The organism is Methanosarcina sp. MTP4 (assembly GCF_000970045.1).
Classification (GTDB): Archaea; Halobacteriota; Methanosarcinia; order Methanosarcinales; family Methanosarcinaceae; genus MTP4.
The window spans coordinates 2,909,434-2,933,198 of sequence record NZ_CP009505.1 but is presented as its reverse complement, the minus strand read 5'-3'; the positions used below and the strand labels follow the sequence as shown (position 1 = coordinate 2,933,198).

14 protein-coding genes are annotated in these 23,765 nt (G+C 45.2%); 11 read left to right on the top strand and 3 right to left on the bottom strand.

Annotated elements, in window-relative coordinates; translation table 11 throughout:
• Positions 1 to 449 precede the first annotated feature (449 nt).
• From MSMTP_RS12105 to MSMTP_RS12065, 11 genes are all read left to right on the top strand, one after another.
• A complete protein-coding gene (locus MSMTP_RS12105; RefSeq protein ID WP_048179754.1) occupies positions 450 to 1,103 on the top strand; it encodes a hypothetical protein in 654 nt (217 codons plus the stop codon).
• A 90-nt stretch (positions 1,104 to 1,193) separates the two neighbouring features.
• Entirely contained in the window at positions 1,194 to 2,051 is an 858-nt protein-coding gene (locus MSMTP_RS12100; RefSeq protein ID WP_048179751.1) for a nitrilase-related carbon-nitrogen hydrolase, read from the top strand.
• 426 nt (positions 2,052 to 2,477) lie between these two features.
• Positions 2,478 to 3,056 (top strand): helix-turn-helix domain-containing protein, encoded by a 579-nt coding sequence (locus MSMTP_RS12095; RefSeq protein WP_048179748.1) that lies wholly within the window; start codon positions 2,478 to 2,480, stop codon positions 3,054 to 3,056.
• Positions 3,057 to 3,183: 127 nt separating this feature from the next.
• Positions 3,184 to 3,621: a thioesterase family protein gene (locus tag MSMTP_RS12090; protein ID WP_048179745.1), complete on the top strand. Its 438-nt coding sequence runs from the start codon at positions 3,184 to 3,186 to the stop codon at positions 3,619 to 3,621.
• A gap of 278 nt (positions 3,622 to 3,899) precedes the next feature.
• Complete coding sequence (locus MSMTP_RS12085) at positions 3,900 to 5,543, top strand: AMP-binding protein (protein ID WP_048179743.1); 1,644 nt, start codon at positions 3,900 to 3,902, stop codon at positions 5,541 to 5,543.
• A 2,515-nt stretch (positions 5,544 to 8,058) separates the two neighbouring features.
• Entirely contained in the window at positions 8,059 to 8,352 is a 294-nt protein-coding gene (locus MSMTP_RS18570; RefSeq protein ID WP_082090612.1) for a DUF2769 domain-containing protein, read from the top strand.
• Between the two features lie 444 nt (positions 8,353 to 8,796).
• Positions 8,797 to 10,353 (top strand): BCCT family transporter, encoded by a 1,557-nt coding sequence (locus MSMTP_RS12080; RefSeq protein ID WP_082090611.1) that lies wholly within the window; start codon positions 8,797 to 8,799, stop codon positions 10,351 to 10,353.
• A 36-nt stretch (positions 10,354 to 10,389) separates the two neighbouring features.
• Positions 10,390 to 10,848 (top strand): hypothetical protein, encoded by a 459-nt coding sequence (locus tag MSMTP_RS18080; protein ID WP_052718396.1) that lies wholly within the window; start codon positions 10,390 to 10,392, stop codon positions 10,846 to 10,848.
• 381 nt (positions 10,849 to 11,229) lie between these two features.
• Positions 11,230 to 12,546, top strand: a complete 1,317-nt coding sequence (locus MSMTP_RS18075) for a PD40 domain-containing protein (protein WP_052718395.1) — start codon at positions 11,230 to 11,232, stop codon at positions 12,544 to 12,546.
• Between the two features lie 51 nt (positions 12,547 to 12,597).
• A complete protein-coding gene (locus MSMTP_RS20015; RefSeq protein ID WP_052718394.1) occupies positions 12,598 to 14,328 on the top strand; it encodes a PGF-pre-PGF domain-containing protein in 1,731 nt (576 codons plus the stop codon).
• A 585-nt stretch (positions 14,329 to 14,913) separates the two neighbouring features.
• Positions 14,914 to 20,454 carry a PGF-pre-PGF domain-containing protein gene (locus MSMTP_RS12065; protein WP_048179740.1) on the top strand — a complete coding sequence of 1,847 codons (5,541 nt, stop codon included), beginning with the start codon at positions 14,914 to 14,916 and terminating at the stop codon, positions 20,452 to 20,454.
• 114 nt (positions 20,455 to 20,568) lie between these two features.
• On the opposite strand, the gene MSMTP_RS12060 is transcribed toward MSMTP_RS12065, so the two are convergent.
• The 3 genes from MSMTP_RS12060 to MSMTP_RS19755 are packed head-to-tail and all read right to left on the bottom strand — an operon-like array spanning position 20,569 to position 23,524.
• Positions 20,569 to 21,354, bottom strand: coding sequence for an energy-coupling factor transporter transmembrane protein EcfT (locus MSMTP_RS12060; protein ID WP_048179739.1), 786 nt, complete (start codon positions 21,352 to 21,354; stop codon positions 20,569 to 20,571).
• Positions 21,351 to 23,003, bottom strand: coding sequence for an ABC transporter ATP-binding protein (locus MSMTP_RS12055; RefSeq protein WP_048179735.1), 1,653 nt, complete (start codon positions 23,001 to 23,003; stop codon positions 21,351 to 21,353). Before MSMTP_RS12055 ends, MSMTP_RS12060 begins: the two co-directional genes overlap by 4 nt.
• Positions 23,000 to 23,524, bottom strand: a complete 525-nt coding sequence (locus MSMTP_RS19755) for a tryptophan transporter (protein ID WP_048179733.1) — start codon at positions 23,522 to 23,524, stop codon at positions 23,000 to 23,002. Before MSMTP_RS19755 ends, MSMTP_RS12055 begins: the two co-directional genes overlap by 4 nt.
• Positions 23,525 to 23,765 lie beyond the last annotated feature (241 nt).

Below are 23,765 nucleotides of genomic sequence, written 5' to 3'. Positions count from 1 at the left end.
TTTTTCTGTCTCCTGGGTTCCTGCTCTTTCTCCTTTATCTCTACTTCTCTACTTCTCTACTTCTTTACTTCCCTACTTCTCTACTTCTCTACTTCTTTACTTCCCTACTTCCCTACTTCTCTTCTTCTTCTTCTTCTTCTTCTTTTTCTCCCCTTTTCTTTCTCTTTTTTTTCATTATCCCTCACAAACTTTATATCCTGTAGAAGAATTAAATCGTTATTGTGTTCACTCCCTGCAGTTTCTCATATTTTCGAGAGGCAATTAAAAGCGGCTTGCAACTGGCCTTCCTGGTCTTTATATCAAAAGGGAATCTTTTCCGTATGCTCCCGGCTGTGGAGGCATTTGCAGAGAAAAAAGCTTTCGGGCGGAATATCCTTATTGGGAATGCCTTTTATCTTATCTGATATCTGATATCTGATTATTGTTAATTGACCTTTATGTCGGTTTAAATGATAGAAAAGCTTAACCTTAAAATTCTTGAATTGCTGGTTGACAAACAGCTCTCGATAAGCGGGCTTACCAGGGAACTGAAAGCCGAAGGTGTGGACGAACACCGCCTGATCCTAACCGGCTACCTGAGGGCGCTCAGGGACCTGGAAATTCTGCAGGAAATAGAGGTCCCCCCTTCCAAAATCTATGCCATGCCCGAATCATTCGTGGACTCCCAATCTACAGGGCTCGCGGTTGCCGGGACTTCAGGGGTTTCCGAAAACTCTGAAAACATTTACTTCCTTATAAGGACTCAGCTCCTTAAAATCGACCTGGACCTCCGGATTCCCGTCGGTGTGCATGTAATCTCAAAGTTGTTCGAAAGACCCTGCTTTCGCAAGGAGCTGAAGCTTGTCGGGATTACCAGCAAACACCTGGATCAGTACTGTGAAAAGTCCGGTGTTGTAAGTGAAGCCTTCGCCACGCACCTGAAAAAATATCGTTCCGAGGTGACGCGGATAGAAATCCCTCCTGACGACCCTGCCTACGAAATTCGGGAAAACAGCGAAGAGATTTCCAGGTTTGCAAACGAAGTGCTTGCCGGGATAATTAAGCACAGGATCGACCTTGATGGTCTTGTCGCGAAGAGCAAACAAACAACCCTCCTTCCCTGAAAATCAGTTTTTTTCTTTGAATGTCAAATCATTTTTTAAGTTTTGGTGTTAACTGGGTAAAAATTAATCAAAGCTGACGGTGTTCTGACCATGAAAGTAGCCTGCGTCCAGATGGACGTGCAGCAGTGCATGAAGCAAAAAAATCTTAATAAAGCTCTCTCCATGGCGGTGGAAGCCGCAGAAAATGGAGCCGAACTTATCGTGCTTCCTGAGGTCTTTTCTACGGGTTTTTGTTATGAAAAATTTGACCGGGTTGCGGAAAGTTTCCCTGGTCCGACCCTCGACGACCTATCATGTTTTTCCGAAACTCATGACTGCATTCTTGTAGGTTCGGTAATCGAAAAAGTCTCTGCAGAAAGATTCACTGCCGAAAAAACCGCTTCAGAAAAGTCTTCTCCGGAAATTGGTTTAAAGGGTGGAAACGTCGATGAAAATTCCGCCCTCTTCTACAACATGGGCTTTTGCATTGAGTCCGGGAAGCTTGTGGGCACCTACCGGAAAACCCATCCTTTCAAAAGCGAAAACATTTACTTCTCTAAGGGTGACTCGATAGAGCCCATATTCCTGAAAAAACATAACCTGAAAATCGGTTTTGAGATCTGCTATGAACTGCGCTTCCCCGAAGTTGCGAGAAAACTCACTCTTGCCGGCTCCGGCCTCCTTATCACCACCGCCGCTTTTCCCAACCCTCGCTCGGAGCACTGGAAGACCCTTGTGAAAGCCCGGGCAATCGAAAACCAGCTCCCCCACATAGCCTGCAACCGTACCGGAAAAGCCCCTGACGCGAGCTATTTCGGAGGATCAATGATCATTGATGCCTGGGGAGATGTGAAAGCCGACGCCGGGCATAAGGAATGCATAATAATCTCAGAGCTCGATCTTAAGCACAAAGAAGAGGTAAGGGAAGCGATTCCTGCTTTTGAAGACCGGCGGCCGGAACTTTATTGATTTACTATCTGAAATTCCTTTTTATATCCTTTTTATAATATCTGAGATCCGGATTTTCGCATGTTTGAGCTTTAAACCCGTACATTTTTTTTGCTTTTTGATCTTGACAGGGGTTTTTGTTTCGTCGTTCATGCCCCTTGTCCACTTCCGGGTCTCATGTCCACTCCCGGTCCCGCAGGAAACGGCTTTTTCTTTATATAAATAGTGTCAGAATCCCATTCAAATACAAATTAGCAACCAAAACCCTTCTCCTTTTTCTTTTTGTACGTCCTTAAGTTTCAGCCACTGATTAATAACGCACCTGAACGTATAATTTTTATAATAGATGCTGGCAAAAAGAGATACGCCTTATCGGCAATCTACGGATTTCCAGTTTTATTTTTACGCCGGGTCCGCTACCTTAAAACACAGATGAGGAACAGCATAATGTCAGATGAGAACCGTGTCGGAAGTAAGATCCTACAGCTTAGAGAAGCCCAGGAAATGACCGTTGAAGAACTGGCTGAAGCAAGCCAGAGCAGCGTGGAATTAATCCAGCAGTTAGAAAACGGAGCCCTGGTTCCGTCCTTGACACCTCTTTTAAAGATTGCCCGGGCTTTAGGCGTCCGCCTCGGTACTTTTCTGGATGACATGCCCCAGAGTGGGCCTGTGGTAGTCAGGGCAGGGCTTTCCGAAAACGTCGTCCGTTTTTCGGGAAAGACCGAACAGCCCAAAAAGAGCGCCCTGGAGTTCTACTCCCTCGCCTCGGATAAGTCAGACCGCCATATGGAGCCTTTCATCATTGACATCCACCCCTCCCCTGAGGAAAGCCACAAGCTCTCTTCCCATGAAGGTGAAGAGTTCATCTATGTCCTTACCGGGGAAATCGAGATCTTCTACGGGAAAGACGTCCACAGGCTGAGTGCAGGAGACAGCATCTATTACGACTCAATCGTCCCGCATGATGTCCACGTGGCGGGAAGCGAAGACACAAAAATCCTGGCTGTCGTCTACGCCCCTCTCTGAGGATAGAAAACAGATGCAAGACACAGGGTAAGTGCAGTTAAGCGTAAAATATACCATCAAAATCTCGGGAATCTCGGGGATTTCTAGATACATAACCCCAAGAGTCTGAAGGTCTAAAGGAATTTACATGTTCAAAACAACGGTTGCTCCACGCTTTGGAGATATTGACGCCCTCGGGCACGTGAATAACACGGTCCTTCCTGTCTGGTTTGAAATCGGGAGAAATTCCATATTCCGGCTTTTTAGCCCGGATCTCGACCTGTCTCCTGAAATATGGCATTTGATTCTTGTCAGGATCGAGTTTGATTTTCTTTCCCAGATGTATTTCAGGTCAGATGTGGAGATCAGGACTTTTATTGAAAAGATCGGGAACAGTTCTTTTACCGTAGGGCATGAAGCCTGGCAGGAAGGGGAACTAAAAGTAAGGGGACAGGCAGTGCTTGTCTATTACGACTTCAAGCTCCAGAAAGCTCTTCCACTTCCAGACCCTGTCCGGAAGATGCTGAAAGAGCATATGCTCCCTGCGGCGGTAGAGAGTGCGGAATCCCCCGGTTTAGAAGCCTAAGCCTTATTCTGGACCCGAACCCGGGCTCATACTCGGGTTTATACCAGGGTTTAATTTAAGGGTTGATTTCACCATGAATCATGTTCGAACTTTGGCTAAGACTCGGGCTTGATTTCAGGCCTGACTTATACGCCCGAACTCAACTTAAACTCAGGCTCAGAACCGGAATCAGATGTAATCCTCGAGGTTCTGCAGCGCGCACGATATTTTACGATAGACAGAGTACTTTTTACCATTCACAGTTTTGAGATTATATACACGATTAAGAGGCTGAAACCATGCAGCTTATTGAAGATACAATAGGGGAGTATTTTGAAAAACAGGTGGCTGTGGACCCGGACCATGAATTCATCGTTTATCCGGACCGGAACCTGCGTTTTACTTACGGGCAGTTCGACGAAAGGGTTAATGACCTGGCAAAGGGGTTGCTTGCAATCGGCATCGGAAAAGGAGACCATGTCGGGATCTGGGCGAGGAATGTCCCTGACTGGCTGACTTTCATGTTTGCAACCGCAAAAATCGGGGCCGTGCTTGTTACGGTAAACACATCCTATAGGAGCCATGAGGTGGAATACGTCCTCAAGCAGTCGGACATGAAAGCCCTGGCTATTATCGACCGCTTCAGGGATGTCGACTACCTGCAGGTCATATACGAGCTGATCCCGGAACTCAGGAAATCCGAAAGGGGACGTCTGAGGAGCAAGGATTTTCCCCACCTGAAGAGTATCATTTATGTCGGGCAGGAAAAGCACAGGGGCATGTACAATACAAACGAGTTGATGCTTCTTGGCAGCCATTCCCCTGACGATGAGCTTCGGGAAATCATGGGGACCGTTCGCTCCGATGACGTGGTCAACATGCAGTACACTTCAGGGACCACCGGCTTTCCCAAGGGGGTCATGCTAACCCACAAAAACATCCTGAACAACGGGCTTTCCATCGGGGACCGGCAAAAGTTTACCCACGAGGACCGGCTCTGCCTGCCCGTGCCTCTTTTCCACTGTTTCGGGATCGTGCTCGGGGTAATGGCGATCCTGACCCACAGGGCAACCCTGGTGATGCTGGAAATTTTCGACCCCCTGCTGGTGCTGGCTGCGGTGCAGAAAGAGAAGTGTACGGCGCTCTATGGCGTCCCGACCATGTTCATTGCCGAGTACACCCACCCCATGTTCGACATGTTTGACATGAGTTCTCTCAGGACAGGGATCATGGCAGGTTCGACCTGCCCTGTGGAGGCCATGAAAAAGGTGGTCGATGACATGCATTGCTACCAGATTACCAGCGTCTACGGGCTTACGGAAGCTTCTCCAGGTATGACCCAGACCACGGTTGACGACCCCCTGGAGCTCAGGGTGGAGACTGTAGGCAAGTCCTTCCCGGGCGTGGAAGTCTGTGTCATGGACCCCGATACGGGAGAAATCCTTCCCCCGGACACCGTGGGAGAGCTCTGCTGTCGTGGCTATAATGTGATGAAAGGCTATTATAAGATGCCGGAAGCCACAAAGCAGGCAATCGACGAGCGGGGCTGGCTGCACAGCGGAGACCTCGGGACCTGCGACGAAAATGGGTACTACCGGATAACAGGCCGCATCAAGGATATGATTATCCGGGGCGGGGAAAACATCTACCCCCGGGAAATCGAAGAGTTCCTGCACGTCATGCCCGGTATCAGGGACGCTCAGGTGGTGGGAATCCCGGACGAGAAATACGGGGAAATCGTAGGTGCTTTCGTGATCCTCGAGGAAGGCGTGGACCTTGCTGAAGAGGACATCCGGGACTATGCCATAAGCAAGATTGCCCGGTATAAAGTCCCGAAACACATTTTCATTGTTGATGAGTATCCCCTTACTGCAAGCGGCAAGATTCAGAAGTACAGGCTCAGGGATCTGGCAGTGGAACTTTCTGAAAAGAGTAAGAACTGATTCTGTCTGGTATTCTCCTGGAACATCTGTCAGAAAACCCTATCTAACAGTCGGCTAACAAGTCGGCTGCTTTTTTCCTTTTTTTCCTTTTTTCAAATTGTGAGCCCCGGATAAGCAGGCTCTCAGGTCGGGCAGACACAGGACAAGTGAAACCTCTGGAGTTTAAAGCCGTTAAAAATTTGTTCCGCATTAAATTCTTTGCCTTAAAACCAAAATTTAAAGCTATCCATTTCTAGGGGCATCTATGAATATTTAAGCAATTTCAAATCTTTAAGCGGGGTTAAATATTAAGGGGACATTAAATTTTGGATGGGTATTAAAAAATCGACATAATTTATTATATATACAATTTCAACATTGAAAGGAGTGTAGTTGTAGAAGAAGTACAGAAGTACTTCAAAAACTCAAAGATAAGTAACTCAAAGAATATGTGGGAGTATTCTTTGAGTTGTTTGAGTTGGGGGGTTTCATCGATTGAGGGTCCAGGGCCAAAAAGGGCTCTCAATCAATCCTAAACCTGACGTTTTTAAGCAGTATAGAACAAGGAAACAAGGAGTAATTACTTTAGAATAATTGCTTTATGTTCAAATTACTTTTCTGATCTGTTCCCCGAACCCCTGTTACGTCCATCATAGATGAACACTAACTCCTTTCAGTTGCTTTTATATATACTTTACGTCACTGTTTCAATATTATGTGGGTTTAAGTTTTTTATACTGCTTTCTTGGTTTTCAGATTCTTCCTTTTTCCAAAGATTCTTCAATTTGCTAATTTATTGGAATGATGGGTTTTTATTGGATGTTCAAAATGCTTTAAATTGGATTCGAATGATCCTTAAATGTTCCAATCTTTAGACAACAGTTGCACAATATCAAAATTCTAAATCAGATTTCAATGCAGGTTTTAATGCAATGCCAAATTTTCAAATGGTTATAAACTTCTAAGGCGTTAAATTATTTAATGAAATAGTAATTTCGGAGACTTTAAAAAATTTTAAATATCCAACAATATTGAAGATCCTAAAAACATTGAGGAATATTGAAAATTTGACATAATTCATTATATATAGAATTTTGACATTAGAATTATTAGAAGTAGAAGAACTGCAATCCAGTTTAAACAAGACATATGGGAATATTTAAGGGGTTTTCATCGATTGAGAGCTCGGGGCCAAAAAGGGTTTCTCAATCAATCACTACCTTTTAATTCCGATTCTTGAATACCAGCTTTTAAATCTTCTTTTTGGATCTTTCGTTTTTCTTACACTATTTTTCTTACAATATGTCTCTTTTCTTACCCTTGTGCCTCTTTTTTTCAAATAATCGGTTTTGACATTGACCTTTTTCCACATTATTTTTTTCTTTTCTTTCTCCCCGAAATAAGCTTCAAAATTATTGCACTTTTTCCCGTCCTTTGCAGCTTTCTTTTTGTGTCGGTTGTAAATCTCAACTCCTGGTTACATAAAGAACCTTCTGAAGCCATCAGAATCTTCTGAATCAATCTCCTCAAGGAACCACATTTTTGAAGCAATTATAATATTTTAGCTTTTAATACCTTTTTAAGTGCTGGAAATATCCTAAAACCTAAAAGTATTTGACAGGCACAAAAGTTTCAAGCAACTAAAAAACTTTCACACCTTTAAAACATTCCGAATAATTGAAAATTCAGCGTAATTTATTATATATAGTAATGCCGCGTAAAAAAGATTGCAGTTGTATAGTGCAGTTGTATGAGTAGTACAACTTTCAGAGAATATATGGGAGTATTCTTTGAGTTGGGGGTTTCACCGATTGAGGGCTCAGGGCCAAAAAGGGCTCTCAATCACCAACATCTTAAGCAATCGATTATCTTCTTCTTGAACAATCAATTTTTTGTTAAGCCTTTTCGATTTTCTGCTCTTCCCGTTTTTTTCTCTTCCTTGAGTTAGTTCCCCCTTCAGTCAACAATTACCTTAAAGGGAAGACCAATTCCGGCTCTAAAGGATATATTGAAAGAGCCCGCTTGACCGGAAACCGAAATACTCCGCTTATTATAGTTAATCTGCTTCAGTAATTATGTTTTTTTACCCTGCTCCTTTATTCCCTTTTTTGCTGTTGGTCTATTTTTTAAAGTATTGATTATAATTTAATATGTTTCAATCAGATCTAAATTTTTTCATAACTTCCCTTTAAACGGGCTTAATTGGGAAGTTTTTAGGACTACTGAAAATTCCTCTTTAGTTTTTTAAATTACCCTCTTAACTTCATAATTATTTTTTTCCATTTTGGATGCATTTGCTTTGATCTATAGCCTCAAGTACGAGTTATAAATGCAACGCATTATATTTATCATCAATTATATATATTGGTACATGATATTTTTATATCGGAATTCTTTTCACGGCATGAGGTACGGAACCTGATATAAGCAGGTTTCATGAGTATGTTTTTCTCAGGTTTTCCGGGGTCCGCTTCCAAAAACATAGGTGCAGTGGAATTCTCGGAAAGTGGAGTTCCGGGATTAGGGGGTATTTCCAGTGGAGAGAAATGAAAAGGAACTTAAGTCTGCGGTGGATCTTAAATCTGTAATAGGCCTTAAGTTGGTAGTGCCCGATACGCCTGAAAACCTTAATATCTGCAAACAATACTGCGGTACATGTCCGAGCCTGCCTTTCTCACCGAATCCTTACCTGTTCTGTGCCCGGGGCTGTTCTTCCGCAAATGTTGAGAAGAAGGGTTGCAATTGTACGGGCTGCCCGATTTATAAAAAATACAGATTAGGGAGTCTATATTTCTGCGAAACAGGGAAGGCTGAGGAAAGGCGGGAATAATATCCTCTTCCGGGAAGGCCGAGGAAAGGCGGGAATAATATCCTCTTCCGGGAAGGCCAAGGAAAGGCGGGAATAATATCCTCTTCTTTCTGTGCCTCTTCAGAACTTCTAACTCTCTTTCTGAAGGGGGATTCTTACTTCCTGTTTTCGTTTTTTTTCCTTTCGTTTACCTTTCTTTAGTTTCGTTTCATTTCCTTTTTCTTTTTTTCTTTTTCTTGCGCTTCGTTTCCTATCTTTTACCCGGGAGCATCACTCTGTTTTTCGGATATCTCATGAATCAGGACAAAAAGCAGTCTGGGAACATGGCTTCAGAGGTTTGAATTACGCAAGTATACGGACTTTTTAAAATATTAATCTTTTATTATATATTTCTCAATTAAATTTATAAATGTTGCCAACTCCCCTACTGGTAAAATCGGTAATAAGAAATGAGGATGAGTTTGAATGAGGATCAATCCGGTTGTTTTTTTCGTTTCGGCAAGTATTGTTGTCCTTTTTGTGGTTCTGGGGGCGGTTTTTACGGAACCTGCAGGACTTTTTTTCGGAACGGTCCAGGACTTTATCGTTTCCTACCTGGGATGGTTTTACATCCTTTCGGTGGCAATTTTCCTGGGTTTCGTGCTCTGGCTGTACGTAAGCCCTTATGGGGAAGTGCGGCTCGGGAAAGATGAGGACAGGCCGGAATACAAAAATTCCACCTGGTTTGCGATGCTTTTCAGTGCTGGAATGGGGATCGGTCTCCTCTTTTACAGCGTTGCCGAGCCTATCATGCACTTCAGTGCTCCCCCGGAAGCTCCTGGGGGGACCGTCCTAGCCGCAAAGGAAGCCATGAACCTTACCTTCTTCCACTGGGGACTGCATGCCTGGGCGATCTACATCATAGTCGGGCTTTCCCTTGCTTACTTTGCTTACCGGCACGATCTTCCTCTTACAATCCGCTCTACCTTCTATCCCCTGCTCGGTGAAAAAATATACGGGAGTTTGGGGGACCTGGTGGAAATCATGGCTATTTTCGGAACCCTTTTCGGGGTTGCGACCTCTCTGGGGCTCGGTGTCATGCAGATCAATTCCGGGCTGACTTACCTGGGCTTTGCCGAGAGCTCAATCGAAAACCAGATCTGGCTTATCATCCTGATCACCTTGGCAGCCACGGCTTCCGTGGTTTCGGGGCTTGATAAGGGTATCCGTCGCCTGAGCCAGTTGAACATCGGGCTCGGGGTTCTGCTCCTTTTATTCGTGCTTCTCACGGGCCCCACGGTTTTTTTGCTAAGTTCCTTCGTAGAGAGCCTGGGTTACTACCTGCAGACCCTTCCTGCCCTGAGTTTTCAAACGGACGCCTTTAAGGGAGTCGAGTGGCAGAAAAGCTGGACCATGTTCTACTGGGGCTGGTGGATTTCCTGGTCTCCCTTCGTGGGCATGTTTATTGCCAGGGTCTCAAGGGGAAGGACGATCAGGGAATTTATCCGCGGAGTCCTTGTTGCTCCAACTTTTGTTACCTTTCTCTGGGTGATCGTTTTCGGGAATACTGCCATCCACATGGAACTCTTCGGCCCCGGCGGGATTGTGGCTGCGGTTTCGGATAGTGTGCCAACAGCCCTCTACGCCATGCTTAGCCAGCTGCCTCTGGGTTTTCTAAGCTCCGCACTTGCAACCCTGGTCGTAGCAACCTTCTTCATTACTTCTTCGGACTCAGGTTCCCTTGTAATCGCAATCCTGGCCTCCAACGGGGAGCCTACACCTCCGATTTCCCAGCGCATTTTCTGGGCTTTTACTCAGGGGGCTGTTGCAGCTGTTTTGCTCCTGACTGGCGGGCTTGTTGCCCTGCAGACAGCTGCCCTTACAACTGCTCTTCCTTTCTGCGTGGTCATGCTTTTCATGTGCAAAAGCCTCTTACAGGGCCTCCGTTCGGAGAGCTATGCCCTCAGTCCCGGAGAAAACCCCCCGCAAGCTCCGGATACAATCACAGCTGAAACTCATCCTGAGCTATCAGAAGCCTTTTAATTCATCGGATAACATATTTTCACATGAGGGAAAAGCATGAATAACTGGAAGGGCCGCCTTAGAGATATCCTGGAAGGAAAAATCGAAGATGAGTCGGAAGCCCCTGTCCTGGAGGAAAGGATAGAGGAAAAGGCTGAAGTCCATGTTACTTCTTTTATCGAAAACAGTGTGCTTCCTGCTTTCAGGGAACTCTCTGCCGAACTGGAAAAACATAAGCGCTGCTCTGTCATTGATGTCGATGAACAAAAAACCGAAGCTTCCCTGAAGGTTTATTTCCAGGACGCAGAGGAGTTTTATTACGCTGTCAGAGGGAGAACCTACCAGAAAGGCGATTTCGCATTCCCACAGCATGCCGAGACCCAAAATGAGTCTTCCCTTGAAGCCGAAGTGATACTCAGGAGCGGGAGCCATCATATGGGGGACATAAATTCTTTTTCCATGGATGATATCATCAAAGATTTTCTGGATGAGTATTCGAAGTGGGCGAAGTTTTGAGCGTGTGAGTCTTGTTTTTTTGAAGAGATTGAAAACAATTGAAAGGAATAATATTAATTTTTGAAGCTTTCTAAGAGATAAAATATATATTTTTACAAATTATGGCATTTTTAAGCTTTTATTTTTTTAATTAAGCTAAATTAATCTTCTATTAGCCTGGATAAATCTTTTCAAGCTTATTTTTTTCACGAAGACACTCTCATAAATTATTTTCCGTTAATTATATATTCGTTCGAATGTTTGTTATTATGATGGGGGTAGCTTTGTTCCTGATTATGCTGCCTTTACGGGGTTTGTATTTAATTTTTCATCGAATGTGGGTGGTATGGGTTTATGAAAATGAATATAAGGTTAATTTTTCTGTTGATATGCGTTGCTCTTATGACGGTCATTGCATCAAATGCAGCGGCAGCTGATGCCTTTGCAGTCGATAAGATTACAGCTGTGACGTCTGATACTGCGGACGACGGAGGGCCTGTCTGGTCTCCTGATGGGGATGAAATCCTTTTCCGAAGAAGTGGGGAGCTCTACAGGGTATTTTCTGACGGCTCTAGAGAAGCCCGGCTAACCGATACAGGAGGGAAGGTCGGGGATTATTCATGGTCTCCGGACGGGAATAAAATCCTGTATACCCTTGTAATTGAAGAGGAGTTTAATTCCAATCTCTGGGTCATGAATGCAGACGGGTCCTCGGCGAGCAGGCTGACCGTCCCGACGGAAGAATATGTGGAACCGACAAAAAATGATTTCGGGTCCTGGTCTCCTTCAGGCTCGAAAATAGCCTATACTTCCGTGCTCGGGCTTCACTCAAGCAACCTTATTGTAATGGAGCCGGACGGTTCCGGTAAACAGAGCCTTGCAGGTTTCAGCGGCAATTATTTCTCTTCCGTTGCCTGGGCTCCTGATGAATCAAAGCTGGTGTTCGAATCGGATTCGGTTGAGTTCGGAAGATATATCGGAGTTCTAAATTCCGATGGAAGCGGCCTGACAACCGTAGCATACGGATATCTGACTCCTCAAATCCAGTCCTGGCAGTCGGAACTGTGGTCTCCTGATGGTTCAAGAATTTTGTATTCCTCTTATGAAAACGACCCGGAGGAAAAGTTGTTCAGGGACATATTCACCGTAAACGCCGATGGTTCCGGAAAAACCTCGTTGACTGCAACTGACTCGGATAACCGTAATCCGCGTTTTTCGCCGGATGGGGACAGGATCGTCTTCGTGTCTGATACGACCGGAAACAAAGACATCTGGGTCATGGACGCGGACGGGAAGAACAAAGTTCAGTTGACTGTCAGTCTGGCATCTGACGACTGTCCCGTATGGAGCCCTGACGGCACAAAGATTGCTTTTTGCTCTGACAGGCCAGGAAACTTTGACATCTGGATAATGGAGCTCTCTGAAAGCACTCCCGGGGGTGTTCCCACTCCCGAGAATGCTCCATTGCCAAACATAACCGATGTTACGGTTGACCCTTCGGGTGAAGTTCCCGAAGACAGGACCGCCACCATCTCCGTAACCTTAATAAATGACGGTGGAATGTCATCCGAGGGCTATATCACTGTTTCTTTCCCGAACGATGAGGAAATCTTGAGTGTTACGGGCACCGGCGGCGAGTACAATAAATTTTATCCCAAAGGCAGTTCTATCTACGGAAAGAACGGCATTTCCTTTTTTTCAGAAGATCCGATGGGCTAGCTCCAGGAACTTAACTGGGACTCAGGCCAGGAAGAAACCCTGACGATTGAAGTGAAACCGAATGCAGGTTCGGATGAAATCCTGTTTTTCGCAAGAGCCGCTCTGAAAAATGACGCTGCTGTCGATTATGAAATAGACCCTGTTTCCTCAGAAAATGTTGACCAGCAGGGCTGGTATGTTTATACTCATTCAATTCCCGTGACCGCTGTGGACCCGGGCTCCCTCTCTGGCTCCCTTAATCTGGAAATCTTATCTCCTGCAGCTAATTTTACTGCCACGAAAAACGTTTCTGAGCCCGTGGAGGTCAAAATTACGGACGATTCCGGAAATCCGGTCACTGATTCAGGTCTCATTTTTGTTAATGCCAGTTTCAGCAACGGTAATTCCAATCTCCAGCTATTCGATGACGGGACAAACGGGGATACTTCAGCTCATGACGGGATATTCACAAATGAATGGATTCCGGCAATAATTGATGGTGGAGAAACGGCTACTCCCTGTACGGTCAGGGCTTCGGCCAAGCATGCAACTTTGGGTTTTGCAGAAGCCGCCGTTAACGGGACCATTTCCCCTCTAGCAAATCCTGATTCCGATGCTCCCGTATCAGATAGTCCAGAATCCGATGATCAGGCTCCTGATTTAATCATAGAGGATATTTCATGGGAACCTGCGGATCCTTATGAAAACGAAAATATGACTTTTGAGGTTACGTTACTAAATGAGGGTTCCGGACCTTCCGGAAGTTTCGGTGTAAAATGCTATATTGATGGGGATGAAGTGTCTTCAGATTCAATTTCCGGACTCGAAGCAGGTTCAAATACTTCCTTTACATTTGACTGGGTTCCACCATCTTCGGGTGACCTGAATATAAAGGCGGTTGCAGACGCGGATAGTCAGGTTCCTGAATCTGATGAAGGAAATAATGAAAAAGTAGAGCCATTTACCGTGAAAGCTCTCAATACCTCTTCATCTTCCGGTTCTTCTTCCAGCTCTTCCTCCAGTTCTTCTTCATACAGTTCCTCTTCTTCCTCATCCAGCAGTGGTAGCGGAGGCGGTGGAGGCGGGGGCTCTCCCGAACCTGCCAGCAACGTTGAAGTAAAGGAACTCTCCCGGGAATTCATAACAAATGGCAACCAGGCTAAATTCGAGTTCCCTCGGAACGTTACCTGTATCGCCTCGGTCGAATTCGAACCTAAGCGGAGTTTCGGAAAGGTAACCACCGTTGTTGAGATGTTGAAAGGGCAGTCAAAGATTGTCCCAAAGCTTCCTTACGGTACGGTTTACAGGCATGTTAACATCTGGGTGGGAAACCAGGGCATTGCGGACCCGAAGAACATTGAAAACGCAGTTGTCAGTTTCAGAGTGGAAAAGGAATGGATCGACTCTAAAGATGTCGATGAATCCGAAATAAGGCTTTGCAGGAACAGTGAAGAAAAGTGGGGTGAGCTTTCCACCCGGAAGGTCGGGGAAGATGACAGGTATGTTTACTTTGAAGCTGAGACGCCCGGATTTTCGCCATTTGCGATAAGCGCTATTGAGGAGGCAGGTGCGCTCAGTGGAAAAGATGTACCGCTCTTAAGCTCTTCTCCAGAGGAAGAAACCGAAGGTGTAACGGCGATTTCGGGTACGGTGCCGGAGGGGAATGCTTCAGTGGCAGTGTCTTCTGCCAAAGGGGTTGGAGAAGAATCAAAATCAAGTAACAGAACAAATGTCCTGCTGTCTCTTGGCTTGTTTTCGGTCATGATTTTGGTAGGATATATGGTTTTAAGGAAGCAAAGTTAAGGCTCTGTTTCCTTTTCCATTATTTGATTGTTTTACTGGGGCATAGGTTCCAAAAATATCAGATCAGTGGAATTTCCCGGGTGTCGGAGTTCTGGGGTAGATCTTAAGTCGTTAATGCTCGATATATGCTTGAAACCTTAATATCTGCAAGCAATAACGCGTCACATGTCTGTTCCTGCCTTTCGCGGCGAATCCTTTCCTGTTTTTTTCTGGTTCGTTTGTTTGAAACCTTAACTCCACAATTTTATAGGAAATATACTAACCTTTGTTGATAATTCGATCTCTTTTTCGCTTGCAACACATCAATTCAAATGATAATTTATTTCAGTCGAATACTCTGCAGCTTGCTGCGGGGTGCGCCAGCACAACTTTGATTTTGGACACTTAGCTAATGTTTTTTTGATCTATTTTTATTCACGAACGTACATTCTAATTTATATTTCCTCATGTTATTTAATTGATCATATAATATCATTCTTAGATTTCTAGTTTGTCTTTTATTACTCAGACTTTACAAGCATATATTTTACTATAATTTAATTATATTATATTTTGATTATTCCAATTGGGGGGTGTAGTAAAGGTATGTGTATAAAAGGAGATTTTCTGAAGAAATTCTTTAGTTTTGGATTGGCTTTGATGTTACTGTCTTCTGGATTTAACGTTCTGATTGTTGAAAAAGCGATAGCAGATCCTTCGATTCCAGATGAAGTAATACAAACTGCAGATAAATATAAAAAAAACGGGGAAATTTATTTCATCTATTCTGTGAATGATAAGGATCCATTTTCTAATGGGTCGGACCCTATTCATTATTGGTACGTAGTAGTTTATTCTATAATTGATCCTAATGAAATTCATGGAATAAAAATTACAGGCAGTTTGGTAATTGATGCAAAAACATATAGTGTTTTGCCTTTAGAAGATACTTCATCCTCTGAACTTGTTCCTTCCTCAGACATCTTTTATTATCCAGCTTTTGCTTTTCATTACAAACTAAACAAAAATGAGATTTTTCAAGATGATTTTGTGATCTTTGCTGAAGTTAGAGCTCAAGAATATTTAAAATTACACTTGCAGGCAATCTCAGATCTCAACCAAATTGAGGATTACATTTTGGTAGATAGTTATGTTGAGGTATTTGACACTCTTTTCTTTGTGGGAGGTTTGATTGTTGGTGGATTTGTTGGATCTCTTATTCCACCTGCTTCATTTGCAGCTGTTGCCAGTGGTTTATCGAGTTTAGTTAGTGGATGGATGACTGGAAACGATCTTGTACTACTTGAACAAGCAAAAATTAATTTTGAGCAAGTATCTGTAAATTATTCCGAACTTGCCACTCGTTTTGCTTCAGGAACCGATATATGGTTGGCAGCTTCTGAAGGTTCCTACGAAGGATTAAAATTACTTATTCCAGATTCTGATGGCTTGGATCATGATATTTTAGATAATTATATTCAGATTCTTAATAGCTTGAAAAATATTGCTGAGTTGGGAAGTGACCAAGTTCTAATTGCTGATTTAACGTCTAAAATTGATACGTTAGAGAATCAAAAGAGAGTTGGTGAAGATACCATAGGACCTAGAATTGAAGGTTACTACAACGATTTGCTTCTAAATTACCGCCACAAAAATATAACTGAAGAATCACCTTCAAATAAAGGTTTCACTTCCTATCCAAGTTCTGCAATAAGGGGTGAGGAAACTCTTCTTGGAATTTTTGATGATTTCAATGATGCAGTTAGTGACGGTACTCCAGTTCAGTGGTTCATAATAAAACCAGATGGTACCAACGTTATAGGTGAAGTTGATGCATTTAAATGTTGTAGGATTGGAGCTTATTATGACGAATCTTCCTACAATTTTCCCGAAGAGGGAACTTATATTGTTCAGGTAAAAATTGACAATTCTTATTTTATTTCTTGGCCTATTAATGTGACTAAGGGTCAAACGTCGGATGATTTTTATTTTTATCCTGATTTTGCAAAAAAAGGGGAAAATACCACTCTTGGAATAGTAGATATAGATAACGACCAAGTCAGTGACGGTACTTCTATTCGATGGTTCATAGTTGATCCTGATGGAAATGAAATCGTGGGTGAGACTGATACGTTTAAGTGTTGCAGACTTGGAGCATTTTACGATGAAGCAACTTATATTTTTCCGGGTGAAGGAATCTATACTGTTGAAGTAAAGATCGGCACTTCTTCTTTTGTTTCATGGCCTATTAATGTAACTTCGGAACATCAATATCCTGATAGCACCAAAAACGCCGATGTGGCCCTAGTAATCGATAGTTCCGGCAGTATGAAAGATAATGATCCTGAAAACAGGAGGAAACAAGCTGCAAAAATGTTCATTGACTTGGCAGGTGATGATGACCAGATAGCTGTGGTAGATTTTGATAGTTCTTCAAGGGTCTGGACAGAATTGTGCATTGTAAAAGAAAATATCCCTGATCTCAAGGCGGCAGTTGACAACGTAGATTCCGACGGGGGAACGGACATACACGAGGGGTTGAAGGCTAGTTATGATCAACTAACCGGTCTGTATGCAGTGGACAATAACAAAAAAGCTGCAATTTTGTTGACTGATGGGAAATCTAGTGCTGGAAAACCTGACCCTATGTCTTCAATAGTCCTTTCCTATGTTGCAAAAGGGTGGCCAATTTATACAATTGCTCTTTCAGAAAATTCAGATAAGGACCTACTTAGAAAAATCGCCGATGAAACCGGGGGAGCATTCTACGACGCGCCCACAAATGCTGTTCTTCAGGACATCTATAATCGTATTGGTCAGTCAATAACAGGCAAGGTTCAACTGAAGGAAGATTCCGGAAAGATCTCTCAGGGAGCAACTCTACAGGGTTCGGCAACAGTTGACAATTCCGTGGATTATATGGATCTCCTGCTCACATGGCCTGGAAGTGACCTTGATCTCGTATTGTACTATCCTAATGGCACAAAGGTCCAGGTTGACTCGAATAGTGTCAGTGGAACAGTAGATCCGAACATCACTTATATTCCGTCGGAGACCTATGAAATTTATAAAGTATATGATGCACTTTCTGGGAACTGGTCGTATGATGTATATGCTGCGGATGTAATAGGGGAGGAGGATTATACTCTTACAATATCTGCAAGTACTTCTACCAAGTTGTCAGCAAGCACTGATAAAACTGATTATTCAACTGGTGAAGTAGTTAATATTACAGCTGAACTATTCGACGATATTGGCGGAATAGAAAACGCCAGTGTTAATGCAGAACTCAAATTGAATGGAAGTATTGTTGAAAACATAATTCTGAACAATGAGGGGGATGGTCTTTATACAGGTATGTCTTCCAAGTTGGTTCAGGGAGGTAATTATCGGTTAGTCATAGAAGCTATCAAAGGTGATGTTGTGCGACAGAAAGTCCTTGATTTTGGTGTGCAAGGAGATCCGTTGCCACAGGATACGAAAATTGCCATCTACAGCACTTCCAAATACATCTCCGATGCAAGCATGACAAAATCCGGGCTTTCTTATTATTCGGATGCATTGAAAGCCGAAGGTTACACTGTTGATCAGATTTCCCGTCCCATTACCCCGGAAAAACTGAACGGGTACGATGCCCTGATAATAGTTGCACTTGAGGAATCTCTTTCTGATGAGGAAAAGTCGGCCATTCAAAACTTTGTTGTGAACCTGGACAGGGGATTGTTTTTGGCTGGAGGGACGATAGGTTTAGTTAATGAAATAACACATCTTTTTGATGATCTCTCATCCGGAGGAAGTTCTGTTGAGTGGTATGGCCAATACATCTTGTGTGATGCGACAGATAATGAGGGAGACGCGGACTGGGTTGTAATCAAAAGTTTCTCTCCACATCCTATAACTGAAAATGTAAACCGGATAGTAATGTATGACGGAGGGTATGTTCCCGTTGCAAATTCTTCCGGGAAAGTAATAGGGGTTGGATACTCGGATGAGGATAGCTGGCTGGACGCTGACAATGATAAGGTGTACGATTCCGGGGAAACCATGGGCTCGTGGCCTGTGATCGCTTATTCTTCACAGGAAAAAGTTGTAATTGTACCGGATTCCAATGCTTTTGACAATATGGATCTTGACAATGACGGGATTCCGAACTTTAATGAGTATGAAAATGATGTCCTTGCATTAAATATTGTCAGGTGGCTCACGGAAGGCGTTTCGGACAGTTCTGATGACGTTCCGCTTCCGGTTGTGGATTTCACAGCAGACCTAACCTGGGGTCTCGCCCCGATGACTGTTCAATTCACAGATTTATCTACCGCTTATCCTATATCCTGGGCCTGGGATTTTGATTCAGACGGAACTGTAGATTCCGGTGACCAGAATCCTGTTTATACTTATGAACAGTCCGGGATTTACTCGGTCTCTCTCAACGTAAGCAATGATAAAGGCAGCAGCTCTGAGGTCAAGAGCAACTATATCGAGGTATATGAAACAGGGGATGAAGAAGAAATCAAAAACATCATCGAAACACTGGAAGCTGATGAAAGCTTTACAACTTTTGTTTCAAATCTCAATGCCGCCAATCTAGCCGAAACCCTCAGCAGTGAAGGACCTTTCACCGTCTTTGCACCTACAGATGAAGCTTTTGCAGCCCTTCCGGAAGGAATTATGGATGCGCTGATGGATGACACCGAAGCGCTAACTGAGATTCTACTGTACCATATGGCTGATGGGAAAATGATGGCTGCAGATCTTGCCAATCTGGTTAGTATTTCTACTATACAGGGTGAAGACATCGCCATCAGTGTGAAAGACGACGGTAGGGTGTTTGTCGAGGATGCCGAAATTGTCCTGACAGATATCGAAGCTAGCAACGGCGTTATCCATGCAATTGATATGGTGTTGATCCCGCCGGAAGAAGATGAAGAAATTCCCGAATTCCCGTCTACTGAACTTCCGGATCTGATGGTTCAATCTGTCTCTCGAGACATTTCTTCCCCAAAGATAGGAGATACGATTACTTTTGATGTACATGTATACAATGAGGCTCCTGTACCTGCTGGAAGTTCTACTCTTGGATTTTATGTTGACGGAGTCGAAATTGAATCTAAGTTCATCCCTGAACTTGAAGCCTACTCTGGATTCATACAAACTTTTAGCTGGGTTGCAGACCGGGTAGGAAATGTTCATGTATCTTTTGTGTCACATGCCGATTTTGAAGTTGCGGAAAGGGAGGAGCCGGCTAATGAAATGATACAAAGTTTCAGTATTGGTTCCATAGATCCAGAATCCGGTTCAGGTATTCCTGAAAATAAGAGTTCTTCAGAGGATAGCGATGTTTCTTCTAGTGCTAACAATGGTGGTTCTTCTTCCAGCTCTTCTTCCAGTTCCTCATCCTCCGGCGGCGGAGGCGGAGGCGGCGGTGGAGCCGGCTCTCCCGAACCTGCCGGTAATGTTGAAGTAAAAGAACTCTCCCAGCAGTTCGTCACTAACGGGAACCATGTTAAATTCGGATTCCCGAGGAATGTGACCTGCATCACCTATGTTGATTTCGACCCGAAGCGGAGTTTAGGGAAGGTGACTACCATTGTGGAAATGCTGAAAGGCGTCTCTAAGGTAGTCTCAACGCCTCCTTCAGGCATGGTCTACAGGAACGCTAACATCTGGGTGGGAAATGCAGGGACTGCAAGTCCGGATAACATTGAAAACGCAGTTGTCGGGTTCAGGGTGGAAAAGGATTGGATTGCCTCAAATGGGGTTGATGAATCTGAAATAAGGCTTTGCAGGTTCAGTGAGGAAAAGTGGGGTGAGCTTTCTACCCGGAAAATCAGGGAAGACAGCAATTATGTTTACTTCGAAGCCGAGACACCTGGATTTTCACCTTTCTCAATAACTGTTCCGTCTCCGGAGGGCGGAGTTTCAGGTTCTGCTGCATCGGCAGCTGAAGGCGAGGATATTGTCAGGGGAGAATCAGGTGAGGTTTCGAGTGAAAACGATTCCTTTGTTCTGGAAGCTTCGGCAGTTGAGGTGGAAGATGGGGAGGAAGGCGCAGGGACATCCGGAAGCATGACAAAAATATTGCTGTCTTTTGGGCTGCTTTCGGTTATGATCCTTATCGGATTTATGGTTGCAAAGAAGCAAAGTTGAATTCTTTGCTCCTTTTTGACCTTTCTTTTTTGGATCCGGAAGTTTTCCGCTTGCTTCGAATTGGGAGTTTCCTTTTTGCTTCTGTGAATTTTCCGGGGAACCTTACATCAACCTTTACATCAACCCTGTCAGTATGACCCCTACACCCATAAGCGCCACACAGCCGACGGCTGCAACATCCGTCTTATTCCATTCGAGCCTGTGTTTTTCCACGTTCTGCCTGTTCCTGTAGCCCCGCATGTCCATGGTCAGGCCAAGCACCTGGGTCCGGCCAAGGGAGTTTGCTACCAGGGGGACGAGGATCGGCTTTACGCTCCGGATTTTCCCGCGGATGCCTGTCCCGGGGTTGTAGCCCCTTGCGAGCTGGGCTTCGTGGATCTTCTGGCCTTCTACCTGGAGACTCGGGATGAAGCGGAGTGCGATAATGAACATGAGGACGTAGTCCACAGGGACGTGGATAGCGAGCAGGGCTTTCATGAGGTCGCTCGGTTTTGTTGTGACTACCAGGAGCTGGAAGGCAAAGAGCATTGCGAAGAAGCGCAGGGATAGGACCATTCCGAAGTCAAGGGCTCCGGTTGTTATGGGGACCATTCCGGCGGCTGCAAAGGTACCCGGGGGGATGAGGTGGCCGATGGTGGCCCCGCTCTTAAGGGTGAAAACGGTGAGCAGGATCAGGGTGACGCTCAGGAAGACCAGGAGCTTGAGCTGGCGAAGGAGTTCTTGCTGGAGCCCGGCTTTAAGGGAAGCCAGGAAAATTCCCAGCACCATGATTGCCAGGACGGCAGGGTCGGTTGAGAGCACGCTGAGCGCTATGATCCCTGTTACTGCTGCGATTTTCGAAAGCGGGTTCATTCGGTGTAAGAAGCTGTTCGTATTTATGTACTGCATAATTTCTTTCATGCACACATGCCCCCTCTGTTATTTTCTGAGATATTTTCCGTGTTATTTTCCTTGATCCTGTCTGTGACGCTTGCTGCGGCAGTTCCGTTGAGAGCCGTTCCCTGTGCTGCTCCCTTTGTTGCTCCCTTTGTTGCTCCCTTTGCTTTATCTTCAATGATTTTTCCGGATTCCATGCGGATGACTCTTTCGGCGTAGTTTTCCACGATCTGCATGTTGTGAGTCACCATCACGATGGTGTGCCCTTCCTTCTGGAGCCGGCACATGAGCTGCATCATCCGGTCGGACTCTTCGGCGTCCAGGCCTGTGGTCGGTTCATCGAGCACGATCAGTTCGGGGCGCATGGCAATCACGCAGGCAACGGCCAGGCGCTGCCTCTCTCCCCTGCTCAGGTGGCGGGGGAAGACTTTTTCCTTGTCTCCGAGCCCTACGAGTTCCAGAGCACGGGCGATTGCCTCCCTGTCTCCTCCTGCGCCGATATTGTTAAGCCCAAAGGCTATTTCGGCTTCAACGGTGTCTTCAAAGAGCATGTTGTCCGGGTTCTGGAATACCAGGCCCATGTGCCTTACAAGCTTGTTTATCTGGGCCTGCCCGGTATCGAGCCCTTTTACGCTTACGCTTCCTGAGTGGGGTTTTAGGAGGCCGTTGAAGTGCTTTACCAGAGTCGTCTTTCCTGACCCGTTTTCCCCGAGGATGGCAATGAACTCGCCCGGATATATTTTCAGGTCTACGGCTTCGAGAGCCCGGACTTCGTCATAGCGCTGCGAGAGCTGCTTTACGGAGATGATCGGGTGATTATTGGGATTTGCCCCCGAAGGATGTAGGTCTGTTCTTCCTTTCTCCGGGGGGTGATGTGGTTTTTTATCGTGAGTTTCGGATATTGCTTGTTTGGCGGGGGCTTCGGTGGCGCTTTTGCCGGTGCTTTCGGCAGGAAGTTCGGCAGGTCCGGTGCCTGAAGCCGTGAAACCTTTTGGGCTTTTTACATCTCTTATTCTTCCTTTCTCAAGGAGCACTACCCTGTCCCCTATTTCCAGGAAAGCTTCCACGTTGTGGTCCACGATTATGATTGTCTTTCCTTCCTCTTCTTTTAGCCTTTTCAGGATGGAAAAAACTCTTTTTACTGCGTTTGTATCCATTTCCGAGGTTGCTTCGTCCAGGATGAGGACTTCGGTGTCCAGGGCAAGGGTGGCCGCAAGGGCTACTTTCTGCTTCTGGCCCCCGGAAAGGGTATGAGGTGCCCGGTGTTTCAGGTGGCTGATCTCGCAGAGCCGCATTACTTCTTCCAGCCTGCGTCCTATCTCGGCTTCGGAGAAACCGCGGTTCTCAAGCCCTGACAGGATTTCCTCCTCGACGCTGGTGAAGATGAGCTGGGACTCGGCATCATCAAAGACCATTCCCACGTGCCGGCTCAGTTCTTTCATGCCGTCGAATTCCCCTATGGCTTTTCCTTTAAACGTGACGCTCCCTTCGAAGCTGCCCCCTATTTCCTGGTGGAGGATGCCAGCCAGGGCGAGGGCAAGGGTGGTTTTCCCGGCTGCGCTGTGGCCGGTGACCAGGAGCAGTTCTCCGGCAGGGACTTCAAGGCTGATGTTTTCCAGGGTCGGTTTTTCCGCTGTGCCGTAGGTGTAGGAGAAGTCCCTTGCCCTGATCATGCTCTTCCCCTCGCAAGGACCTTTGAGGCCGGCATGTAAAGGATCTGGGCGATAATTGCGTTGGCGATTGCGGTCCCGATCACGATGGGGATTACGGCTGCGACAAAAGCTCCCATGGTTGCAAACTTCGAGAGGATTGTCGGGGCAATCATCACCATTGCAACGATGACAAAGGTGGTTCCGCTGGCAAGGGTCCCGGCAAGGGTTGCCAGGGCAGGAGAGATGGAAAACCTGCTCTTGAAAGCTGTGAATGTAAGCAGGCAGACCACAGCTCCCACAGGTTCGCTGATAAGGTTTGCAGGCGGGAAAATGGAGTGGCTGAGAAGCGCACACACTATTCCTGCCACTACCCCGATCCCTATTACTTCTTTGAAGGTGGGGACCACGAGGATTACGGCAAGACAGTAAAAAGCGATTACAAGGTTCGAGACAATGGGTCCCGGGATTACCAGGGATAAATAGCGCACGATTGCGCCAACTGCTAATAAAATTCCAACGACAGCAATATCCTGAGATTTCATAAGATTCACTTTCCATTATTGTTGATTGTTACCGTGTAATTGACCTGTGACTGGTGAACAGTGAAAAAGCATTAGACATAATAATACATCAAAGCATACTAATGTACATTGATATATATAACTTATGCTCTGGATCCTTTATTTGTTCCATATGCTTAGTCAGGTTCCGCTTATCTGATCCGGGTTCACTCCATTTTTGGTGGGCAATAAAAATCTCAGTACAAATCCAGATCACATTTAA

What these genes read in the sequence shown, in the direction of transcription:
- MSMTP_RS19755 (WP_048179733.1), bottom strand. Translation starts at nt 23,524, where the DNA reads ATGAAATCTCAGGATATTGCTGTCGTTGGAATTTTATTAGCAGTTGGC.
- MSMTP_RS18075 (WP_052718395.1), top strand. Translation starts at nt 11,230, where the DNA reads ATGACGGTCATTGCATCAAATGCAGCGGCAGCTGATGCCTTTGCAGTC.
- MSMTP_RS12085 (WP_048179743.1), top strand. Translation starts at nt 3,900, where the DNA reads ATGCAGCTTATTGAAGATACAATAGGGGAGTATTTTGAAAAACAGGTG.
- MSMTP_RS12090 (WP_048179745.1), top strand. Translation starts at nt 3,184, where the DNA reads ATGTTCAAAACAACGGTTGCTCCACGCTTTGGAGATATTGACGCCCTC.
- MSMTP_RS18080 (WP_052718396.1), top strand. Translation starts at nt 10,390, where the DNA reads ATGAATAACTGGAAGGGCCGCCTTAGAGATATCCTGGAAGGAAAAATC.
- MSMTP_RS12095 (WP_048179748.1), top strand. Translation starts at nt 2,478, where the DNA reads ATGTCAGATGAGAACCGTGTCGGAAGTAAGATCCTACAGCTTAGAGAA.
- MSMTP_RS12065 (WP_048179740.1), top strand. Translation starts at nt 14,914, where the DNA reads ATGTGTATAAAAGGAGATTTTCTGAAGAAATTCTTTAGTTTTGGATTG.
- MSMTP_RS12055 (WP_048179735.1), bottom strand. Translation starts at nt 23,003, where the DNA reads ATGATCAGGGCAAGGGACTTCTCCTACACCTACGGCACAGCGGAAAAA.
- MSMTP_RS12080 (WP_082090611.1), top strand. Translation starts at nt 8,797, where the DNA reads ATGAGGATCAATCCGGTTGTTTTTTTCGTTTCGGCAAGTATTGTTGTC.
- MSMTP_RS12105 (WP_048179754.1), top strand. Translation starts at nt 450, where the DNA reads ATGATAGAAAAGCTTAACCTTAAAATTCTTGAATTGCTGGTTGACAAA.
- MSMTP_RS12060 (WP_048179739.1), bottom strand. Translation starts at nt 21,354, where the DNA reads ATGAAAGAAATTATGCAGTACATAAATACGAACAGCTTCTTACACCGA.
- MSMTP_RS12100 (WP_048179751.1), top strand. Translation starts at nt 1,194, where the DNA reads ATGAAAGTAGCCTGCGTCCAGATGGACGTGCAGCAGTGCATGAAGCAA.